Genomic DNA, 18377 nt, shown 5'->3' with positions numbered 1-18377 from the left:
AACGGTGGCATGAGTGCTTCCAAAGGTCTATCGCAAGTGCGGAGCCGTGGTTGACCCGATTCAGGGCCTCCAGCCGCGTTTGCGCCGACGTGAGCCATCCCGCGACGACTGCATGCGTAGAAGTGAAGGTTACAGCACCCGCTGCGCGCCGGGGAGAGCTCGCAAGACTGCCGTCGTGGCCAGGCTGAGCAAAACGGCCAGCACGAACGTGATGAGCGCTTTGGCAATTGCGTCAAGGTCCACGTCGAACAGACCGTACTGAATCCAGAGCACGATCGGGTAGTGCACCAGGAACATGCCATATGCATATGGTCGGATCGAATCCAGCAGAGGCAAGGCGGATCGGTTCAGTCTGAGAAAGTGACCGAGTAAGGCGAACATGATCGCTGCGCTAAAGACGACAAACAGAAAGCCGTAGCTCACCTCATACCAGGCGGGCAGCCACACGGGATTGCCGAGGTGCTCCCGCTTCACGTAAATCAGGACCCACAGCAGGCAATATGTAACGATGGCGGCGAGCGCCCAACTCAAGCGAGATCTCTGGAGCTGCCCATTCGTGCCGAGCAGGCCGCGGTCCAAATTGGCCGCGCCGACGGCGGCACCGAGGAAGAAGTAGCTCGGATAGAGCAAGACGCGACTCGCCTGTACGGAAAGCGGGCCGAACTCAAACCAATGACCGGCGCCGAAGTAGACGCGCAACGGGATATAGGCCGCTCCAGTGATGACCACCAGGATTGCAAAGAACTCATGCGGCCGATCGTAACTGCGTACCGATAGCAGGTTCACCGGGTCCAACAAACGGGGCGCCACTCGGCTGAGGGCGCACGCCACGACATCGCACGCCAATAGCACCCAGAGGAACCAGACCGGTCCGCTTGGCCACGGCCCAACAGTGATCGTTTTTAACCAGAATTCGCCAAAGCTGATATCCGGAGTCTGCCGCAGTTCGAGAGCATAGTAGGCGAGGGGAATGATGGTGAAGACGGCGATTACGAAGGGTAGCCCGAGCCTGACCAAGCGTTGAGACAGAAACTCCGGAGCTGCCTTGTGAGCCAGGCCCGGCCACACGAACAGCCCCGAAAGGAAGAAGAACATAGCCATGAAGAAACTGTCGTTGGCCAGCACGATCGTATCGAAGCCGATCCACTTCTCAGCGTCGGTCCCTCCAAAGTAGGTGTAGGGAATGACGGCGTGATGCAGGAGCACCAGTAGCATCAATAACGCACGGACGCGATCGATCGCAGCGTTGTGCACTGTGACCTGCCGAATGGCACGATTGTTCTCGGGTTCGGCGTGCGACCGCGGGGCTCGGAGAAGCAGGGCGATATCCATCGTGAGGGACGGGCGACGATGACGTGCGTCGACCGGAAACAAATGAGCGCGATAGATAGACGCCGTGCGAGGAAATTTCTTACAGCATTCGACTTCCGTGCGGCCAGTTACTCCGCGGTCGTTGTGCGGATGAGCCGCAGCGCGGCCGAATTCAGGAAACGAGCTTCCTGAGAGCCTCGTCGTTCAGGACTTGGATCCGGCGTCGGCTCAGCGACTTGATCAGGCCTGCGCTTTCCAATTGTCTCATCGTTCGTGAGACCGTCTCGATCGTGAGACCCAGGTGCTCGGCGACGTCCTTGCGTGGCATCGGCAGCGTGATGAATTTCTGTGTCTCGCTGCGGGCCGTCATTCGAACGAGAAACCAGGCGATGCGTTCTTCAGCCGTCTTGTTGAGCAGAAGGGTCTGATCCTGAAGACGGACGAGTTCGTCGTCCTTCACCTGAAGGAGCTGGTGCGTGACGTCCTTTCGACGGCCAGTCAATTTGGCGATCGTGTGTACATTGATGACCCTTATTTGCGTATCGCCGATCGCGTAGGCGGACAGCGAGTGCGCGCTTCCCATCTCAAGGCCGAAATAATCACCTGGCAGGTAGAAGTCTCGAATTTGCCGTCGGCCGCCGTTGGATATCCACACGGTCCTGACGGCGCCGGTCAGCACGCGATAAAGGTAGAGAGCGGGCTGGCCCTGGCCGAATATCTCGGCCCCCCGCTTGTACTGAACGATCTTCCCCATATGCGCGATCGGTTCGTCGCCGGCCGATTTTCTGCTCTTCGAGGAGGAGGGGAGAGAGCAGTCGTCGAAGCAGTGGACGGAACACCGCTCGTCGGCAATCAGGGCTGGCATGAACGTTCTCGCTGAAGAGAGTTTACGGGACGTGCAGGGTCGCGGCGACGAGAGGCGGATCCCGCCAAACTGAGCCTTCATCGCCACATCGAATAGCCACGACTTCGACGGAGCAGGGGACGCCAGCCTACCGGCGGCCCGCTGCTCGGAAGAATCTACAAGGCGAGCTCCTTCCGGGCAGGCAATTGGATGCGGTAGTGAAGCCGAGTTGTCGCGCTAGCTAGTTCTTCTTTGGTCCGATGTGATGCGGCGTCGGAGAGTTCGGGCCACCCGTATAGTGGTGGCTTCCTCCATCGGAAGCGGCCTTCGGGCCCGTGTCCTCTTTGGCCCCCATGTGATGCGGAACCTCGGTCTTGGGTCCACCGGAGTAGTGGTGGCCGTTCTTTTCGTCCGAGGTCGTTGTTTGTGCGACCGCGGGCAGCGTGGCGAAGCCAAGGGCGATGGTGGCGGCGAGTAGTTGACGACGGATCATGAGTCCTTCTCCCGTGTACTTTCAAGTGAAGTGAGATGAAGCTCTTAGACCGCAGATCTCGCGTGAGAATCTTGATTCACATCAAGAAAGAGGATCGATTGTTTGCCTTCGCGCGACGCAAATTTTATCGTGTCCTCAAGCCTTCCGGCGCGGTGAGGCCCTCAGGAAAACGCGTACGGATATGTCGCGACAACGCCCACCGGCGAGACCACGACGTGAAGTTGATGTGGGTCAAGAAGCACAGAACACATCTGACGTATGTTCTCAGATCGTCAGGGGAACAGGCAGATGCTTTCGAGAGACTACGCCGGACATGAACAGCGCGCGCGAGAAGGGATGTCGGTCAAGGCGCGAGCCGGCATAGTGCTGTTCGGATTCCTGATCGTCGCCGGAGCCCTTCTGTTCACCGAGCACCGGGCTCACGTGCTCGGCGTGTTGATCTGGCTGCCACTTCTTGCTTGCCCGTTGATGCATTTTTTCATGCATGGCGGTCATCACCACGATCGACACGGCGCCAATGATGGACCGAGGTCGTCATGAGCGAAGCGACGCCCGCCTACGGCCTATGGAGCCTGGTCATCGTCAACTCGGCGATCTTCATCCTGTTCGCATACACCTTCTTCAAACCACAGACGCCGCAGGACTGGAGTTCGTTCGGCGCCTTCAGCGCGTTCTTGATCGCGCTGTTCGTGGAGATGTACGGCTTTCCGCTTACCATATACTTCCTGTCGGGATGGCTGCAGTCTCGCTTCCCCGACGTGGATTGGTTCTCGCACGACGCCGGCCATCTTCTCGAGATGATGTTCGGCTGGAAAGCCCACCCGCATGCAGGACCATTCCATATCCTGAGTTTTCTCCTGATCGGCGCCGGCTTCCTGCTGATCTCCTCTGCCTGGAAAGTGCTCTACGAAGCGCAGCGGGTCCGTGGCATGGCCACGACCGGCCCCTATGGCTTCGTAAGACACCCGCAATACGTCGGGTTCATTCTTGTGATGCTCGGCTTTCTCGTCCAGTGGCCCACCATTCTCACGCTTGCGATGTTTCCGGTGCTGGCCGCCATGTACGTGAAACTGGCCCGCAGCGAGGAGCGTGCGGTTAGGGCGCAGTTCGGGGAAGGCTACGACAAGTACGCGGCCGAGGTGCCCGGATTCATCCCGCGTATAGGTCGTGTCATCGGGCGGAACTCTTCTGACGGCTACCGACACGGGGGAGTTTGATGGACGCACTGAAGGAAGGGCGCATTCTTGCGCTCGAATGCATCATACGCAGCCAGCTCGTCGATCGCGCGTTGGAAAACAGCAGTCCCGTGACTTGGCTCCACAGGGTCCGGGATTCCATGCGGGGGCCACTTCAAGCCGCGCAAAGCGACCGTATCCCCTCGAACCAAGCGGTAGCGGAAGGAGGCAAGGCGCTGGACGAACTCTTCCGGCAGGCCGAGATAGAGGTAAACGCAAGCCTCGAGAGAACTCCCCGCGAATTTCCCTGCGATTGAAACCCTCCGGCAGAGAGGGGTGACCAGATCCAACGCCGGAACCTGTCGCGGGCGGGGCATAGCGGGGTTTTAAGCGATCGGCGTTCGCGGTCACCTCGGGGCGACGCCGTACAGGTGGGCGACGACACCACCGACACCACCATGATGATGCTCGCCCTTCGTTGCCGCAGCGGCGCGCGGAGGACGCGTCGGGGCTTCTCAACAAAAGGTGATCTGCAAGCAGATTAGAGCAACTCCAATTGAGCGGCCGGTACCCGGACGGTACCAACTTATCCCCATTGATTCATTAGGCATCGTTGTGAAAGCCGGACCGTTGCGTTTCGCATTCTTCGCCGTGGTCGCTTTCGTGCTCTTGGGTGCGGCCAGGGCCGAAACCGGCGACGTCGAGACGACCTGGCGTCTGCTCGACTACATCGCGGTCGACTATGCAGGCGCGGTGGCGCACGGACAGGTGTCCAGCCCTTCGGAATATGCGGAGCAGAAAGAGTTTGCCGCTACAGTTGCCGAAAAGCTGCAGGCGCTCCCGCCGAAGCCCGAGAAGGAGACGCTCCTCGGCGAAGCCGATAGACTGAAGCGCGCGATCGCCGAAAAGGCCGAGCCCGAACAGGTTGCCGAGATCGCGCACCGCTTGGCGGCCGCGCTCCTTGCGGCCTATCCCGTGCCGCTTGCGCCGGCAAAAGCTCCTGATCTCGCGCGCGCTGCGACGCTGTACGTCCAGAACTGTGCAGCCTGCCACGGAGAGGCCGGCGACGGTCACGGCCCGGAGGCCGCCAAGCTGGATACCCCTCCCGTCGACTTCACGGATGCCGACCGTGCCCGTCAGCGCAGCGTGTTCGGACTCTATCAGGTCATTACGCAAGGGCTGGACGGAACGGCGATGGCGAGCTTCGAAGGACTGCCGGTCGATGAGCGCTGGGCGCTGGCGTTCTACGTCGGCCAGTTTGCCTTTCCGGACGCCCCCGCGGTGGAAGGCGAACGCCTCTGGAAGAGGGATGCGTCACTTCATCGGCTTCTTCCTGACCTGAAGACGCTGATCGGAACGATGCCCGCGGCGCTCGCCGCCAAGATCGGGCAGGACAAAGCCGACGCCCTCATCGCGTACCTGCGCCGCCATCCGGCGGCCGTCGCGCAGCAGGATGGGGCGCTATCGCTTGTCCGGACACGCTTGACGGAGAGCGTCGAGGCTGTCCGGGCGGGGGATCGCAAACGCGCTGGCGAGCTCGCATTATCCGCCTATCTGGACGGCTTCGAGCCGATCGAGCCGGCGCTGACCGCAAGCGACCGCACGCTGATGGAGCGGATCGAAGGACTGATGGGGGAGTATCGCGCGGCCGTGCAGAGTGAGACCGCAGACCTGCTCTCGGATCGCGTTCGGGTTCTGGACGGTCTCCTCGACGACGCGCAGGCGGCGTTGTCTCCGGATGCGACGAGCTCGTTGTCGACCTTCCTCGGGGCCGCGACGATCCTGCTGCGCGAGGGTCTCGAAGCGCTCCTCATCGTGGTCGCCATGATCGCCTTTCTCCGCAAAGCCGAACGGATGGAAGTCATGCCGTACGTGCACGCGGGCTGGATCGGCGCGCTCGTCGCAGGCTTCCTCACCTGGGTCGTCGCGACCTGGGTGATCGGGATCAGCGGCGCGAGCCGCGAATTGACCGAAGGGTTCGGGTCGATCTTCGCGGCGGTGGTGCTGCTGTCGGTCGGCATCTGGATGCACGGCAAGGCGCAGGCGGATCAGTGGCAGCGGTATATCCGCGAAAGGATGTCGAAGGCGCTGTCCGGCGGCTCGGCCTGGTTTCTGTTAGTCCTCGCGTTCGTCGTCGTCTATCGGGAGGTGTTCGAGACCATCCTGTTCTACGCCGCGCTCTGGCATCAGGGGAACGGCGGTGCGATCCTCGCTGGCGCGCTCAGCGCCTGCATCGCGCTGATGGTCATCGCATGGGCGATGCTGCGCTACAGCAGGCGGCTCCCGATCAGCAAGTTCTTCACCTACAGCTCCTGGCTCATGGCGGTTCTCACGGTCGTGCTCGCCGGCAAGGGTGTATCCGCGCTGCAGGAGGCCGGCATCATCGGCATCGCGCCGCTGCGCGCAGTACCCCGTCTGTCGATGGTAGGTCTTTTTCCCACCGCGCAGACCGTTGCGGCCCAGATCGCGATGATAGCCGCCCTAGCTGCCGGCTTCGCACTCAACCGCCGCAGGACCTAGGTTGGCTCGAAAATGGGAGCCGGGGAGGCGGATGCCGCTCTGCCGGTGCACCCGTCTGCCACAGCGGACTTCTAGCGATTTGTGGCCGGAGATACCCGAGGCACTGCCCGATGCCCCTGTCGTCGGCGGAAACGGGGGTCCTAGGGTCGGCGGCCATGGGATGGGCCTCTCGGGTTACCGCCTGACCTATTGGCCTGCTCACGACCGGAAACCGCGACGCGTCTTTGAAGAGCTCCTGGGGAACGCAAGACGTCCAGCGTCTTCGTCGATATGCCGAACCGCTGGTAGGAGACCGCGAGATCGCCCTTGAATACGCGCCCGCCGCGCAGCGCCGCGTACAGCTTGCGCTCCACGCGGGACTCGAGATCCGCCCTGGCGGTCAGGACCGGCAGAGTTCCTAATAAAGAAAAGTAGCTTTCTTTTATTTAGTGCTAGAAGCTAGTTAAGATTGCTTTATTAGGGCCTTAGCGATGGCCTTAAAGTAGCAGATCCGCCGCTACTCCCCGGACTAATTAGAGAACTCCGAGGATAGGATTCAGAAAACTGGATCCGATCGAAATTAGGTATTTTAATACCTCCTCCAAACGGCGCTGACTCCGGATGCGACGAGCTCGTTGTAGACCTTCCTCGGGGCAGCCGCGACGATCCTGCTGCGCGAGAGCCGGGGGGCGGATGCCGCCCTGCCGGTCCACCCGTCTGCCCCAGCGGGCTTATAGCGATTTGTGGCTGGAGATACCGAGGCGCTGCCCGATGCCCCTGTCGTCGGCGGAAACGGGGGTCCCAGGGGCGGCAGCCATGGGATGGGCCTCTCGGGTCACCCCCCTAACCTATTGGCCTGCTCACGACCGGACATCCGCGACGCGTCTTTGAAGAGCCCATGGGGAACGCAAGACGGCTTAGCTTCACATAGCTCCGGAAGGGCCGACCGGATGTCAAATCCAGCCGACGCGAGTGTTGCGTCCGTCGGCGTTGCGTCGAGTCGCGGTCTTGCCGCCGCTTGCCAATTGTAAAGGCCTTATCCGGCAGTCCCGAGGCTTGGTCGGCTCGCTGCCCCTGCGGCGAGTGACACGTCCAAGCGACTCGCCGACCCCACGCTGTCAACGCATCTTTAGATGCCTACGACGATCTTTTGCGCCATTTTCATCCGCGTTTGAAATCTCCAACTAGGGGGAGGGACGGCCGTGTCCCCAGTAGCATGCAGACGTACGACAAACGGCAGGCCTTCAAGAAAGAGCTCTCGCAATGTTAGCAATAGTCGTTTGCGTATGGCATCCCGCAACCGATGAACTTCTGTTCGAGGGCGCGAGCGCCAGCTTGAGCATCCAAGCGGTCCGCAAAGTCGTTGGCCCAAGCTTCCCGGAGGATCCGGAACCGATGACCGCCTATCCGGTGACCGAGCGGCAGGGGCGCTCGCTGCTGCGCATGATGCGGAAGAAATTCAGCGGCGAAGGCGACTTTCAGGTTTCCCGCGAACCTCTCACCGCCGCCGTTTCCAACGGACGCCATTAGCCGCTGGACGGCGGCGGGTCGTTGTTGGGACGGGGGTCGTCGATCGGGAAAGATGTCTGGGCGCTCAACGGACAGCCGACTTCGGCGCCTTCCAGACCTCTTGATCGCGAATTTGACAGTTCTCGTTGACCTTCGCGGCGCTTCGATCGCCGGGTGAACCCAGCCCTCGTTCATTCGGGCAATCCCGTCACCGTGATCGTTGTGAATCCTGAGTGGTCAGTCGTTTCAGGTTCGCCAGCAGTTGGGCCCGTACCTCTTCCTCCCCGACGCCCCAGAGGCCGGCCAGCGTTGTCTCGGCGGCGGCGGCGTCCCACGGGAAGAGAGGGCGGCCGTCGATCTGGGCAAATGGCCCGTCCGATTCCGTAAGTATGCGTTCGCGAGGCATCAGCGTGGTCATCGCGCGTCCTCTCTCGCCGGCGAGCATCGCGGGCCCCACGCTGAACCAGCATCCCTGATCGATCGCGCGTTGAAGCTCGCGTCGCGATCCGGAGAACCAGTGAAGGACGGCCACGCCGGCGTCGGCCTCGGAAGCTAGGGCGTCGAGAACGGGCGTGGCCGCGCGCCGGCTGTGGATCGTCATAACGCGGCCGCCGGCGACGTGACACATGCGCAGGATCTCGGCGAACACGCTGAGCTGGATGTCCCACGTTGTCTTGAGCTCGGGTCCGCCGTCCAGTCCGATCTCTCCGACGTACCGCGATCGCGGGAGCAGTTCCTCGAAGAGCCCGAGCTCGCCCCGGCGTTCCTGCGCGATCTGAGGATGCAGCCCGATCGCCGTACGGATGCGCGCTGCGTCCTTCGCCAGTGCCGCCGTTCCCGACCAGGCCGAGGGCGTCGTCGTCACCGACAGGACGAACAGGCTGCGCTCGATGCACTCGTTCGTTGTCGCGACCGGATCGGGATAGAGGTCGAGATGGGCGTGCAGGTCGATCACTTGACACCGTATTTTGCATGCAAGGCGCCGAGTTCGCCAAGCCCCCGGCGTAGCATATCCTTCAGCACGTCGCGCTCCTCGATACCCGGCCACGAAAGGGCTCCGCCAAGCCAGTCGTCGAACCCCGCGCCCTTCGCGGCTGCCAGCGCCATGCCGACCGAGCGGACGTCGTCGAAGCCAGCGTGATCCGGATCGTCGCGACCAAGATGTTCATAGACGTAGTCGGTCGGATCCTCTTCGCCCCACGCAAGGAAAGCCGCTCTGCGGACCTGACATGGGACGCACCGCCCGCAATGGTGATAGTTGTAGCGCTGAAAGCGGCCGCAACTCGTCGAGCTCGACGCCAACGCGCGCAGCAGGTCCTGGTCCGCGCACTCCTTCAGCATCTCGCCCTTCGTCTTCTCGGCATACGGAGTGCGGATACTCACGCCCAGTTTCGCGGCGTCGAGAACGTCCTGAAACCTCGCGAGGAAGTAGGGATGTACCGTACGGGTGCTCAAACTGCCGATGCGGCTTCCCGTCAGCGGCGGGTTGATGGCGATGAAGCCGTTTTCGCAGACGTAGAGTGGCAAGCTGCCGCCGGGACGGTATGGCTTGAGCGCAGTTGCGACGAGGACGCCGAAGGCAAGAAAGATGATCGAGCGCGCCCTTTGAGAAGTATCTTCGGTGCCCGGGACGGCCGCGTTGTCGTTCAACTGAAAATGCCGCAAACCACCGCCGATCGACGAAGCGAACCCAAGCTGCTTTTCGGCATCGCCCCGGACAGTCTTGCTGATCGCGACGGGTCGCTCGCCGGACGCTGCAAGGTCGATGGCGCCGCTTAGACTGTCGAGCCCGCCCGACAGGAGTACGACGCAGCCTTCGGGCGGCCGAAATACCTCGGCTGGCGGCTGCGGTGCCGCGCCGCCGGCGATGAAGCGGAATTGCCATCGGTCGGTCGTGAGAAACGACAGCGCGTCGGCGAGGAGGTCCGCCGTCCCGTTCCAGAACGCCGGTTCGGCGACCGCGACTTCCATCTCGAACTCGCGTGTCCAGCCATCCGGACTTAGGCTTCGTCGCCCCGCCGCATCGGCCGCCATGACGGACATCGCGATGGATAGCAGATCCCAGGCCCTGCGGTTCGGGGCCAGACGCGCCCTGCGAATCTCGTTGCGCACGGCGGCACCGGCGCTGCCGCGATCATCGGCCCCCGCCTGGCCGTAGAGAACGACCCTGAGCGTGTCTCTTTCCTTGAGCCGACGGACCTCGGCCGGTGCGCAAAGCAATTTCACTCTTCGTACCCCTCGAAGACCTCGAACGTCTCGCGCAGCGCGGCCTGGACGACGCGCGCGACGCGTCCGGCCGTGAGCGTGCGTCCCTGTTCCTTGAGCTTGCGGAAGGAGGCGGCCACAGTCTCGGCGATGTATGACCGCATTTGTTTCAGTCGAGCCAGCGCGACGGTCGCGGTTGGCGCCCTCTCGAGCAACGTCTTGCCGACATCCAGCTCGAAGCGTCGCGCCACGTCGATCGCCGTGAACTTCTCGATGACGAACTCGCGTTCGGGGGCGGACAGGTCGAGGAGGTCGGCGTCCGGGTATTGGGTCAGCAATTCGGACATCGCGTCGTGGATCGACGCGCGTTCGGCTTCCGCGTCCTGCGTCCCGTCGATGGGTCTGACCGCTTCGATGATCGCGCTCGCGATCTCCTCGGTGGAGCGCCCGGCGAGCGCAGCCGCATCGACGGGAGCGTCCGCATTGCCCTGCGCGGTGGAATAGAGGGCGTGGCCGAGCGATCCCGCCGTCTGGGCAGTGCCGCCGAACCGCTGCGTTGCGAAATTCGACCCTCCGTAGCCGTTCCGGACGTAATGTCCGAGTCCGCGCCTGAGGTCGCGGCCGTCTCCGGATCGTGCGAAGTTGCCCAGGCTCGTTCGGACGCCGCCGAACCGTCGTTCGGGTGCCAGCGGCGCCGGCTGCAGAACTGGCGGCGGCGCTGCGGGAGGCGCGGGCGGGACGCCATCGGTCGGAGGAATGCCCGGCGGGACGTCCGGAGCTCCGGGCGGGGGCGCGGGAGGTACGGGATCCTGCGGTGCAGCCGGCGTCCAAGGAGGAACCAAGGGCACGCCAGGACCGGGGCCGTCACTAGACTGCGACGTTCCCATGCTCTCTCGTCTTTCTAATCGCCGTCTTCACCGGGCGCGAAACGTCAGGCGATGAATTCCAAGCATCGAGCACGCTTCCCGACCACGGGCGGTCGCCGATCTTCGGAATGATGTTCGGTTGGATCTGCTGCGGAGGGCGGTCCGCGAGAAACGCGGCGAGCCGCGCTCCCTGCGGCGGGTCGGCATCGGCGAGAACGATGCAGGCGTTGAGGATCGGCGGGACGCCCCAATCCTGTTCCTTTCTGGCGCGCTCGAGCAAGCGGTCCATCATCACGGTGATCTCGATGCGCGAGACCCGGGTCAACCTGTCCTTGAGCTGGTGGGCCATGTCGGGATGCTCGAGCAGCGCGGAGAGCAACTCGGCCGCCTCCGAGGACAGGCGGTCTTCGGGCGTGATCAGCGGCGCCTGCTCGCGGCCGACGTAGAGCGCGCCGCGCAGGTCGTGGTCGTGAAGTGGCGGCGATAGCGCCAGCCATTCCTTCACGAAGGGAGCGTTCCACGGAGCCTTCAGATCGAGATCGCGGCCGGCCGTCGCGGCGTCTTCCCATTCCTGAAGGAACGCGGGCTTTCCCTCGCCCGAGGCGCTGACGTGCTTGACCAGTTCCGCATAGGCCGCGGTGTCGCCGATTCGCTCGAACAGCAACAGCTTGGCGAGCACCGCCTCGTCGACGCCGACGCCCTGCGCTTTCGAGATCGTCATGCGGATCGAGAGCGCGTTCAGGAAGCGCTTGATCAGCCGCGGATTTCCCAGAATTCCCGACGCTGTCGTCATGAGCGAGGCGAGCCTTTCGGCCGTGTCGAACTGGCCGACGAGATGCTCGGGCAGCTTCACGCCGAGCGACTGGACGAAGGCCCGATCGACCTTCTTTCCCTGCCACGTCCGCTTAAGCTGATCGATCATGGCGGCACGGATCTTCTCCTTGTCGTCGTCGGACAACTCGCTGTTGTCCACGAACAGCAGCATCATGTAGGCGCGGACCTCCTGGGTGCCGAGCTGCGGCACCCGGATGGGGACCTGGATGAGTTTGTCGAAGTAGTTGGTGACCAGAAGGTCGTCGCTGACGCCGACGAAGTGCTTCCGCACGGCGTGCTTGATCATGTCGTTGTCGGCAGCGATCACAAAGGCGGTGTTCTTGAGGAAGAGAAACAGGCGGATCGCTTCCAGCGTCGAGATCGTGGTTTCCGGCAGGCACCGGTCGAGATCGTCGATCAACACGACCAACGTGATCCCGAGCTCGTCGAGCGTCTGCTCGAACGCGTCGCGCAACGCCTGGATCTCCTTCGGCGGGGACGTTTCCTCCTTCGGCTTCAGCAGTTCGCCGGCTTCCTTCGCCGCGTCCGTCACGGCCTTCTTGGTGGCGTCGCCGGTTTCCTTCCCAACGCCCTCGGCCCAGACCTTCCTGCCGAGCTCGAATATCTCGCCGAAGGCCCCGACCGGAGGCACCCCGAGGTAGATCGAGGCGGCCGAGGTCGCGGCGAGCTTCGCCGCCCGGAGCCATTTCACCCGCTTGGCGAGAGCTGCGACCTTGTCAAGGGCCGTCTGTCGGCTGTCCGCTTCCTTCGCAAGCTTGTCGGCGATCACGTCCATCAACGCGGCGCGCGCATCGTCGTACCCCTGATAGAGCCAGGCGTTGAACTCGACGAAGACGTACTTGTCGGACGCCTTCTTCCCGCTCTCGTTCTCCCTGGCGGCGATGGCGGAGCGGGTCAGCTTGATCATCGAGGACTTACCGATGCCCCAGGCGCCCGACACGCCGATCGAGATCGGGCGGCCCTTGGCCTGGACGATGATCTCGGCCACGGTCTCGGCGACGCCGGAGAAGTTCAGGAAGTCCCGTTCGGTCTCGTTGTCGGGCCACATCGGCAATCTCGCGTGTGCTTAAAGGGGTGAAATCGAATAATCGGCGCTGCGAGCAACGGCAGCGTTGTTAGGTATCGTTTTCGGAATCGGTAAATGCAACCGAGACCTTTTACTTACGTCCTATAGTTGTTGTGTTTCAAGTTTCCATCGCCGCGGTCCTCTCTCCGGAAGAGGCCGGCAGAACGCCGCGAAGAAGCAGGAGGAGGGCGCGGCGGCCAACGTCAGGATCATCATCAGCTTGAAGTCGTCGAAGTAGCCGATGATCGCGGCCTGATTCCGGATGACGCCGTCGACATCTCGCCATTTCGGCCGTCCGGCGAGTGCTATTCCTATACGGAGCTGCGGCTCCGACGTCTTGACTACCGACCGGATGCGCGAAGAAGACGCCCGCGAGGGAAGAATCTATTTGATGCCGTGCGGCGGAATCGGCGTCCGAGGCGGATCGGCACGGTGAGCCGGTGCGTTCCTCGCATCGAGGTCGACACCAAAATGCTCTGCGGTCTTCTGGAGTATAAGTCCGATCTGATTCAACGTTGGTTCGAGCCTAGAATGCGGTGGTTCATCGACCATCGTGCCCTTAGTTCGCGGGTACCGATAGGCCGTCGCGTAGGCTTCTAGCCAAGAGAGCTCGATGACATCGGATCGCAACGCGTTGTCTTCAGGAAGCGCGCGGGCCATCGTATCTAGTTGGTGCTGCTGACTCCGCGGATAGTGGATGTTTTCGGATATGGCGATGGCTGAGATGATATGTTCCAGCGCTTGTTCCGCATGGTAGGCCGCATTGCGGTTCGAGCCTTCCAACAACAGCTTAAAGGCGTCCAGGTTGGCCTTCGCCAGGCGCAGGCTGGTGGCTATCACAAGCTCAGTCGACAAGGCGCACACCTTCCCGAGAAAGATCGTACCCGATCGTATTCGGTATCCCCCAGATCGCCTCTAAGTCGCGAACTTTCGTTGCGAGCAGCGTCACCGGTAGGCAGGTGCTGCGCGCGATCCGCCAAGTCTCTACAGGGTCGGTCAGTTCGTCCGGCGCGTTGTCCGGCAGGACGACGAGAAGATCCCAGTCGCTATCGGGACGGGAGTCCCCTCTCGCTCGACTTCCGAACAACCATATTTCGGCGGGTTTAAATGTCGCACGAACCGCGCTCACCAGGGGGGCAAGCTGAATTGGCGTTAGTCTGACTGGACGGTCGAGCGGCCGCTTCATGGTCTGACAACGATTTTAAGGACAACCACCAAAGCAACTATGCCTCGGTCAGGCGAGAGTCAACGCCGGCTCGCTTGCGTTAAAAATTGATGAAAACGCGCCCGCTAGGGTTGTGTTTGCTCCCCACCTCGCTAATCTTCGTTGGTTCCGGCATTACATTTGCTTTGCCGAGGAGGTTATCCGAAGGCGGATCATCGTCCATGCCGATGGCTGTTTTTGGGATAGAACCTTTTGATTTTGGATTTCGGGGACGCGGTGGGCGCATTTTGAGACGGGGTATTGAGGAGCCGATCGGCCGGACTGGGCAGGGATTGTTCGATCCTCGCTCCGATATTCGGGTCTACTCCGGACGGCTGGGCATATAGCACCGGGCCTTCGAATCCGAGGAGGATGGCCGCAGCGGCCATCGGTAACGGCGACCAATACCGACGCGCAAGATATCCCACCCAAAACAGCGTGAGGGGCGCCATGCGTGCGAGAGCGGGTCGTTTTCTGGTCATCGGCATATTGTCGTTTGCGGGCTCCCCGGCATTCGGGCAAGCCGTCGACCCCAACATCCAGGTTCGCATCGAAACTGCGCTTCCTCAACCCGTAATCAAGCCTCATCTGCCGGAGACGGAGCGGATTACGGTTCAGCGGACGGAGACTTTCACGACGATGGTCGAACGTCCGTACACGTGCGGCGAGCTCAGAAGTCCTTCGCCGGAGTGTCAATCGGCTCCCAAATTTGACCCTTCATCGGCGTCCAATTTTGGCTCTGACTCACTTTTGATGCAGTTTGGAGGATGTCTGGCGCTTTGATTGGAGGAGAATCAGCGCCATGCAGCAGGCACTCCACCGCTCCAGTTTGGTGCCGCGTGGGTTTGTTGTAGAGAGTGCTTACTACGAGGGTAATAAGGCGATCGTTGTGGTTCGGGCGTCCGGCAGCGTCGGCCTGTGTCCATCGTGCGGAACGGTTTCGCGGCGTGTCCATAGCCGCTACCGGCGCCGCGTGACCGATCTGCCGCTCTCGGGTCGGATCGTCCAGCTCCTGGTAATCGCCCGCCGTTTTCGCTGCGACGCGGTTCTGTGCGGGCGTCAGATCTTCACTGAGCGCTTCGGCGAAGGCGTACTGGCGCCTTCGGCGCGCCGCACCGCGAGGCTGGAGTCCATCGTTCACCACCTTGGCTTGGCGCTTGGGGGTAGACCGGCAGCAGTCTTCGCAAAGCGGCTGATGCTGCCGGTGAGCAAAGATACCCTTCTTCGGGTGGTTCGGCACCGTAGCCGTCCCCCAGCTGACCCGCTCAGGGTCATCGGCATTGATGACTGGGCCTGGCGGCGCAATCACCGATACGCCAGCATCGTCTGCAACCTGGAAAGGCGCAGGGTCGTCACTTTGTTGCCGGATCGTGAGCCGGCGACGGCCCAAGCCTGGCTCGCTGCTCATCCCTCGATCGCAATCGTCGCCCGTGACCGCGGCGGCGGATATGGCGAAGCCGCGGCCAAGGCCCTGCCGCACGCAGTACAGGTCGCCGACCGTTGGCATCTGATGGAGAACGCCAGTCGCGCCTTCCTCGATGCCGTCCGCAAATCGATGCGCCAGATACGCACCGTCCTCGGTGCGACCACGATCGATCCCAAGCTACTCACCGCCGCTGAGCGCCTCCAGTATGAGGGCTATCTGCGCCGCGAGGAGACCAACGCGGTCATCCTGGCTCTGTCGAAGAATGGCATACCTATCAAGCAGATCGTGCGTCAGACCGGCCACAGCAGGAAGCTGGTGCGACAGGTGGTCCGCGGCGAACGTCACGACGTGTTCCGAACCCGACAAAGTTCGTTGGATGTGCACTTGCCATGGCTGGACGAGCAGTGGGCGTCTGGCTGCCGCAACGGTGCTGAACTTTGGCGCCGTTTGAAAGGGCGTGGCTTCCGAGGCTCGCTCCGTGTCATCAGCGAGTGGGCAACCCGCAGACGACGAGCGGAAAGGACCGACACACAAAACCTTCAGAGGATTCCGTCGGCCAGAACGATCGCTCGCCTCATGACAATCGGACGGGACCTGCTCACCAAAGCGGAGACCGTCACGGTCGCGGCGATCGAAGCTGGCGTGCCAACTCTGGTCGAGGCACGCGAGATCATCGCCGAATTCCACCTGATGATCCGCCGTAAGACCGAGGCGGGCCTCGCTCCTTGGATCGAGCGTGCCCGCGCCAGTCTCGTCGCCTCGTTCGCGAGCGGCGTCGGGAGAGACCAAGCGGCAGTCCGAGCCGCAATCACGTCGCCCTGGTCGAACGGACAAACCGAAGGACAGATTACGCGCCTCAAGCTCGTCAGGCGCCAAATGTATGGCCGCGGGAAGATCGATCTGCTCCAAGCCCGGTTAGTCGGCGCAGAATGAAAGGAGCTGCACCAAGATTGCGTCAGAGCCAAAATTGGACGCCGATGAAGGGTCAAATTTGGGAGCCGATTGACAGGTCCGAGCCTTGCCGCTATCGCACGGTAGCTGACCGCGCGATAGCGACCAACAAGGCCGAGCGCCGTCGGCGACGCACAGCTGCAGAGGCGTCTCTGCTAGGCCCGAGGGATCGGTTAGACAGCCCAGCCGCGTGCCAAATTTCAGTCTCGTTTTGAGATAGTGTCCAGGCCAACAGGGAAGACAGCGAATCCCAAAAGCTCTGTCTAATCAATCGAACCCCGTGCCAAACTCGAAACACGGCCGTGCCAAAATCACGTGTGTACGACATCGATGATGAACATGTAATTGAAAATATTAATGAATTCGTATTCGCATAACATAGATTATGGAATATATTCCTATTTTCCGAACGCCGAAATTCGCCACTTAGCTGGGTTTGTTACGACGCAGCCGCTTGTCTTCGCCGGATAGCGTCGCGTCGGCTTCGTTTCCGCATGCGTCGAACTGGAGCGATCGAAAGCATCGGTGACAGTGTCGTGGCTGGCGTCGGCTCCTCGACCGCGCGGACATCAGGCAGCTCCGTTGCTTGTTGGGCCAGTGCGGGCCGAGCCTCCATGATCTCGAGAACCGCGCGTCCCTTATCAGTGATACGCCAGCCGCCGTTCAACCGATCGATGAGACCTTGGGAGAAGATGTCCAGGTCAGGCACGCGGGCTGCCAATCGCTTCGTCCGTTCGGCCCAGTCCCGTCCGCTGGTCGCCAGAATCGCCATATCGCGCTTGATGTCCTCCATGACGGCGAACCCGTCTGGATAGCTGACCAGCACCTTGAGAACCGTCACCTGGAAGTTCACTGCCCCACCCGTACCCGGCTTCCGCGAACTTACTTCCCCTACATCTTAGGGGCATTCGATAACTCCGTCGACTCACGACATTCACCGAACTCACTAGCAACGCTATTCTGACGTGGGCCGATCAGAGCCGCGTCGCGTGGCACTACATCGCGCCGGGCAAGGTCACCGCAACGCTCCGCCTCGTGACCTTGCGCCAATACATCGGCCCGCTGACGCGTTCCGAATTATTTGTGAGTCGGCACGGCCGGGATGCGTGGTATACGGCGCCGATGACCAAACGGCATGTCGGCAAAACCTGCGCCTACTGTGGCACCGCGCCTGCGGAGACGATGGATCATGTCTTCGCGCGGGAATTTCTGCCGGTAAACCGCCGGGCGAACTTGCCCAAGGTCCCAGCCTGCAGGGCATGCAATAACGTCAAGAGCGGCCACGAGCACTATTTGACATCTGTGCTGCCGTTCGCCAGCAACCATCAGGACGCGCTCGTGGTGCTGTCTCATATGGTGGAGCCGCGCCTGAACAGAAATGCGAAGCTCAAGAGCCAGCTCACCGCCGGTCACCGCCAGGAGCTGACGCTCCAGAACGGCATCCTCGTGCCGGCGATGACCCTGCCCTTCGACAGTGACCGGGTTGGCAAGCTGTTCAAATTCATCACCCAGGGGCTGCTCCATCACCATTTCGGGGTGACGCTCGACCGGCAGAAGCACGGCGTCTGGGCAGGCCTCCTCAACCGGCAAGGCGAGGTGGTTCATCGGCAGCTGCTCGCCGGCAATGCCCGCGCCCGCATCAAAGGCGATATCGGCGCTGGCGCTCTTGTTTATGAAGGCGCGCAAGGCGTGGATTTTCCGGAGATGTCGATCTGGGAATTTCAGCTTTTCGGCGGTCTCCGTACGAGTGGTGATCCTCACGAGCCGGAGGCGGCGATCCGGCTGGTCGGCGGCGTGACTGCCTCGCACAGGGTGCTCCAGCTGCTTGATGGCGGCCAAGGCTCCGCATCACCCGCCGTGGTCCAGTCCGCTTCGCGCCAACGATCGTCGAGCGATTAAAAAATGTGCGGCGCCTGGAGGCCGAGTCCTTGCGACGTCGGCACCGCATGCGTATATCAGCGAATCCCCCGCTCGCTCGGGGCATTATTTTTCCA

Annotated in this window: 17 protein-coding genes; 7 read left to right on the top strand and 10 right to left on the bottom strand. The window is 62.1% G+C overall.

The genetic code is table 11. The features are described 5' to 3' along the window. Nucleotides 1–129: 129 nt before the first annotated feature. The 3 genes from K410_RS0100185 to K410_RS38150 all read right to left on the bottom strand — a co-directional run bounded on the left by K410_RS0100185 (nt 130) and on the right by K410_RS38150 (nt 2648). Nucleotides 130–1332, bottom strand: coding sequence for an acyltransferase family protein (locus K410_RS0100185; protein WP_080672071.1), 1203 nt, complete (start codon nt 1330–1332; stop codon nt 130–132). Nucleotides 1333–1483: 151 nt separating this feature from the next. Beyond that, complete coding sequence (locus tag K410_RS0100180) at nt 1484–2176, bottom strand: helix-turn-helix domain-containing protein (RefSeq protein ID WP_028132984.1); 693 nt, start codon at nt 2174–2176, stop codon at nt 1484–1486. 220 nt (nt 2177–2396) lie between these two features. Beyond that, nucleotides 2397–2648, bottom strand: coding sequence for a hypothetical protein (locus tag K410_RS38150; protein ID WP_080672070.1), 252 nt, complete (start codon nt 2646–2648; stop codon nt 2397–2399). Between the two features lie 258 nt (nt 2649–2906). Here K410_RS38150 and K410_RS38145 point away from each other — a divergent pair, with 258 nt between their 5' ends. From K410_RS38145 to K410_RS41235, 5 genes are all read left to right on the top strand, one after another. Next, nucleotides 2907–3188, top strand: a complete 282-nt coding sequence (locus K410_RS38145; RefSeq protein WP_409880751.1) for a DUF2933 domain-containing protein — start codon at nt 2907–2909, stop codon at nt 3186–3188. Continuing rightward, on the top strand, nt 3185–3865 hold the full coding sequence (locus K410_RS0100170; protein ID WP_028132982.1) for a methyltransferase family protein: 681 nt from the start codon (nt 3185–3187) through the stop codon (nt 3863–3865). The genes K410_RS38145 and K410_RS0100170 overlap by 4 nt, the downstream gene beginning before the upstream one ends. After that, a complete protein-coding gene (locus K410_RS0100165) occupies nt 3865–4140 on the top strand; it encodes a hypothetical protein (RefSeq protein ID WP_028132981.1) in 276 nt (91 codons plus the stop codon). The genes K410_RS0100170 and K410_RS0100165 overlap by 1 nt, the downstream gene beginning before the upstream one ends. Nucleotides 4141–4438: 298 nt before the next feature. After that, nucleotides 4439–6343, top strand: coding sequence for an FTR1 family protein (locus K410_RS0100160; protein ID WP_409898719.1), 1905 nt, complete (start codon nt 4439–4441; stop codon nt 6341–6343). 1374 nt (nt 6344–7717) lie between these two features. Then, nucleotides 7718–7852 carry a hypothetical protein gene (locus K410_RS41235; RefSeq protein WP_283805916.1) on the top strand — a complete coding sequence of 45 codons (135 nt, stop codon included), beginning with the start codon at nt 7718–7720 and terminating at the stop codon, nt 7850–7852. Nucleotides 7853–8039: 187 nt separating this feature from the next. Here K410_RS41235 and qatD read toward each other — a convergent pair whose 3' ends face one another. The 6 genes from qatD to K410_RS36190 all read right to left on the bottom strand — a co-directional run bounded on the left by qatD (nt 8040) and on the right by K410_RS36190 (nt 13988). Continuing rightward, nucleotides 8040–8786: a Qat anti-phage system TatD family nuclease QatD gene (gene qatD, locus K410_RS0100150; RefSeq protein ID WP_028132979.1), complete on the bottom strand. Its 747-nt coding sequence runs from the start codon at nt 8784–8786 to the stop codon at nt 8040–8042. Beyond that, nucleotides 8783–10057, bottom strand: a complete 1275-nt coding sequence (gene qatC / locus K410_RS0100145; protein WP_028132978.1) for a Qat anti-phage system QueC-like protein QatC — start codon at nt 10055–10057, stop codon at nt 8783–8785. The genes qatD and qatC overlap by 4 nt, the downstream gene beginning before the upstream one ends. Then, the gene (qatB, locus tag K410_RS0100140; protein WP_245269310.1) at nt 10054–10884 is read right to left on the bottom strand and encodes a Qat anti-phage system associated protein QatB; all 831 of its coding nucleotides are present in this window, start codon (nt 10882–10884) and stop codon (nt 10054–10056) included. Before qatB ends, qatC begins: the two co-directional genes overlap by 4 nt. A gap of 19 nt (nt 10885–10903) precedes the next feature. Next, entirely contained in the window at nt 10904–12784 is a 1881-nt protein-coding gene (locus K410_RS0100135; protein ID WP_028132976.1) for a KAP family P-loop NTPase fold protein, read from the bottom strand. A gap of 402 nt (nt 12785–13186) precedes the next feature. Further along, nucleotides 13187–13657: a HEPN domain-containing protein gene (locus K410_RS0100130; protein ID WP_028132975.1), complete on the bottom strand. Its 471-nt coding sequence runs from the start codon at nt 13655–13657 to the stop codon at nt 13187–13189. After that, nucleotides 13647–13988, bottom strand: a complete 342-nt coding sequence (locus tag K410_RS36190; RefSeq protein ID WP_049819828.1) for a nucleotidyltransferase domain-containing protein — start codon at nt 13986–13988, stop codon at nt 13647–13649. Before K410_RS36190 ends, K410_RS0100130 begins: the two co-directional genes overlap by 11 nt. 820 nt (nt 13989–14808) lie before the next feature. Here K410_RS36190 and K410_RS0100120 point away from each other — a divergent pair. Then, nucleotides 14809–16365 (top strand): ISL3 family transposase, encoded by a 1557-nt coding sequence (locus K410_RS0100120; RefSeq protein ID WP_028132974.1) that lies wholly within the window; start codon nt 14809–14811, stop codon nt 16363–16365. A gap of 457 nt (nt 16366–16822) precedes the next feature. Here K410_RS0100120 and K410_RS40200 read toward each other — a convergent pair whose 3' ends face one another. Then, nucleotides 16823–17236 carry a hypothetical protein gene (locus K410_RS40200; RefSeq protein ID WP_028132973.1) on the bottom strand — a complete coding sequence of 138 codons (414 nt, stop codon included), beginning with the start codon at nt 17234–17236 and terminating at the stop codon, nt 16823–16825. Nucleotides 17237–17505: 269 nt separating this feature from the next. Between K410_RS40200 and K410_RS0100110 the strand changes: the two genes are divergently transcribed. After that, complete coding sequence (locus tag K410_RS0100110) at nt 17506–18282, top strand: HNH endonuclease (RefSeq protein ID WP_028132972.1); 777 nt, start codon at nt 17506–17508, stop codon at nt 18280–18282. Nucleotides 18283–18377 lie beyond the last annotated feature (95 nt).

This window comes from Bradyrhizobium sp. 22 (assembly GCF_000482425.1).
In the GTDB taxonomy this organism is placed as follows: domain Bacteria; phylum Pseudomonadota; class Alphaproteobacteria; order Rhizobiales; family Xanthobacteraceae; genus Bradyrhizobium; species Bradyrhizobium japonicum_B.
The sequence above is the reverse complement of the archived record's forward strand: the minus strand, read 5'-3'. Positions and strand labels throughout refer to the sequence as shown.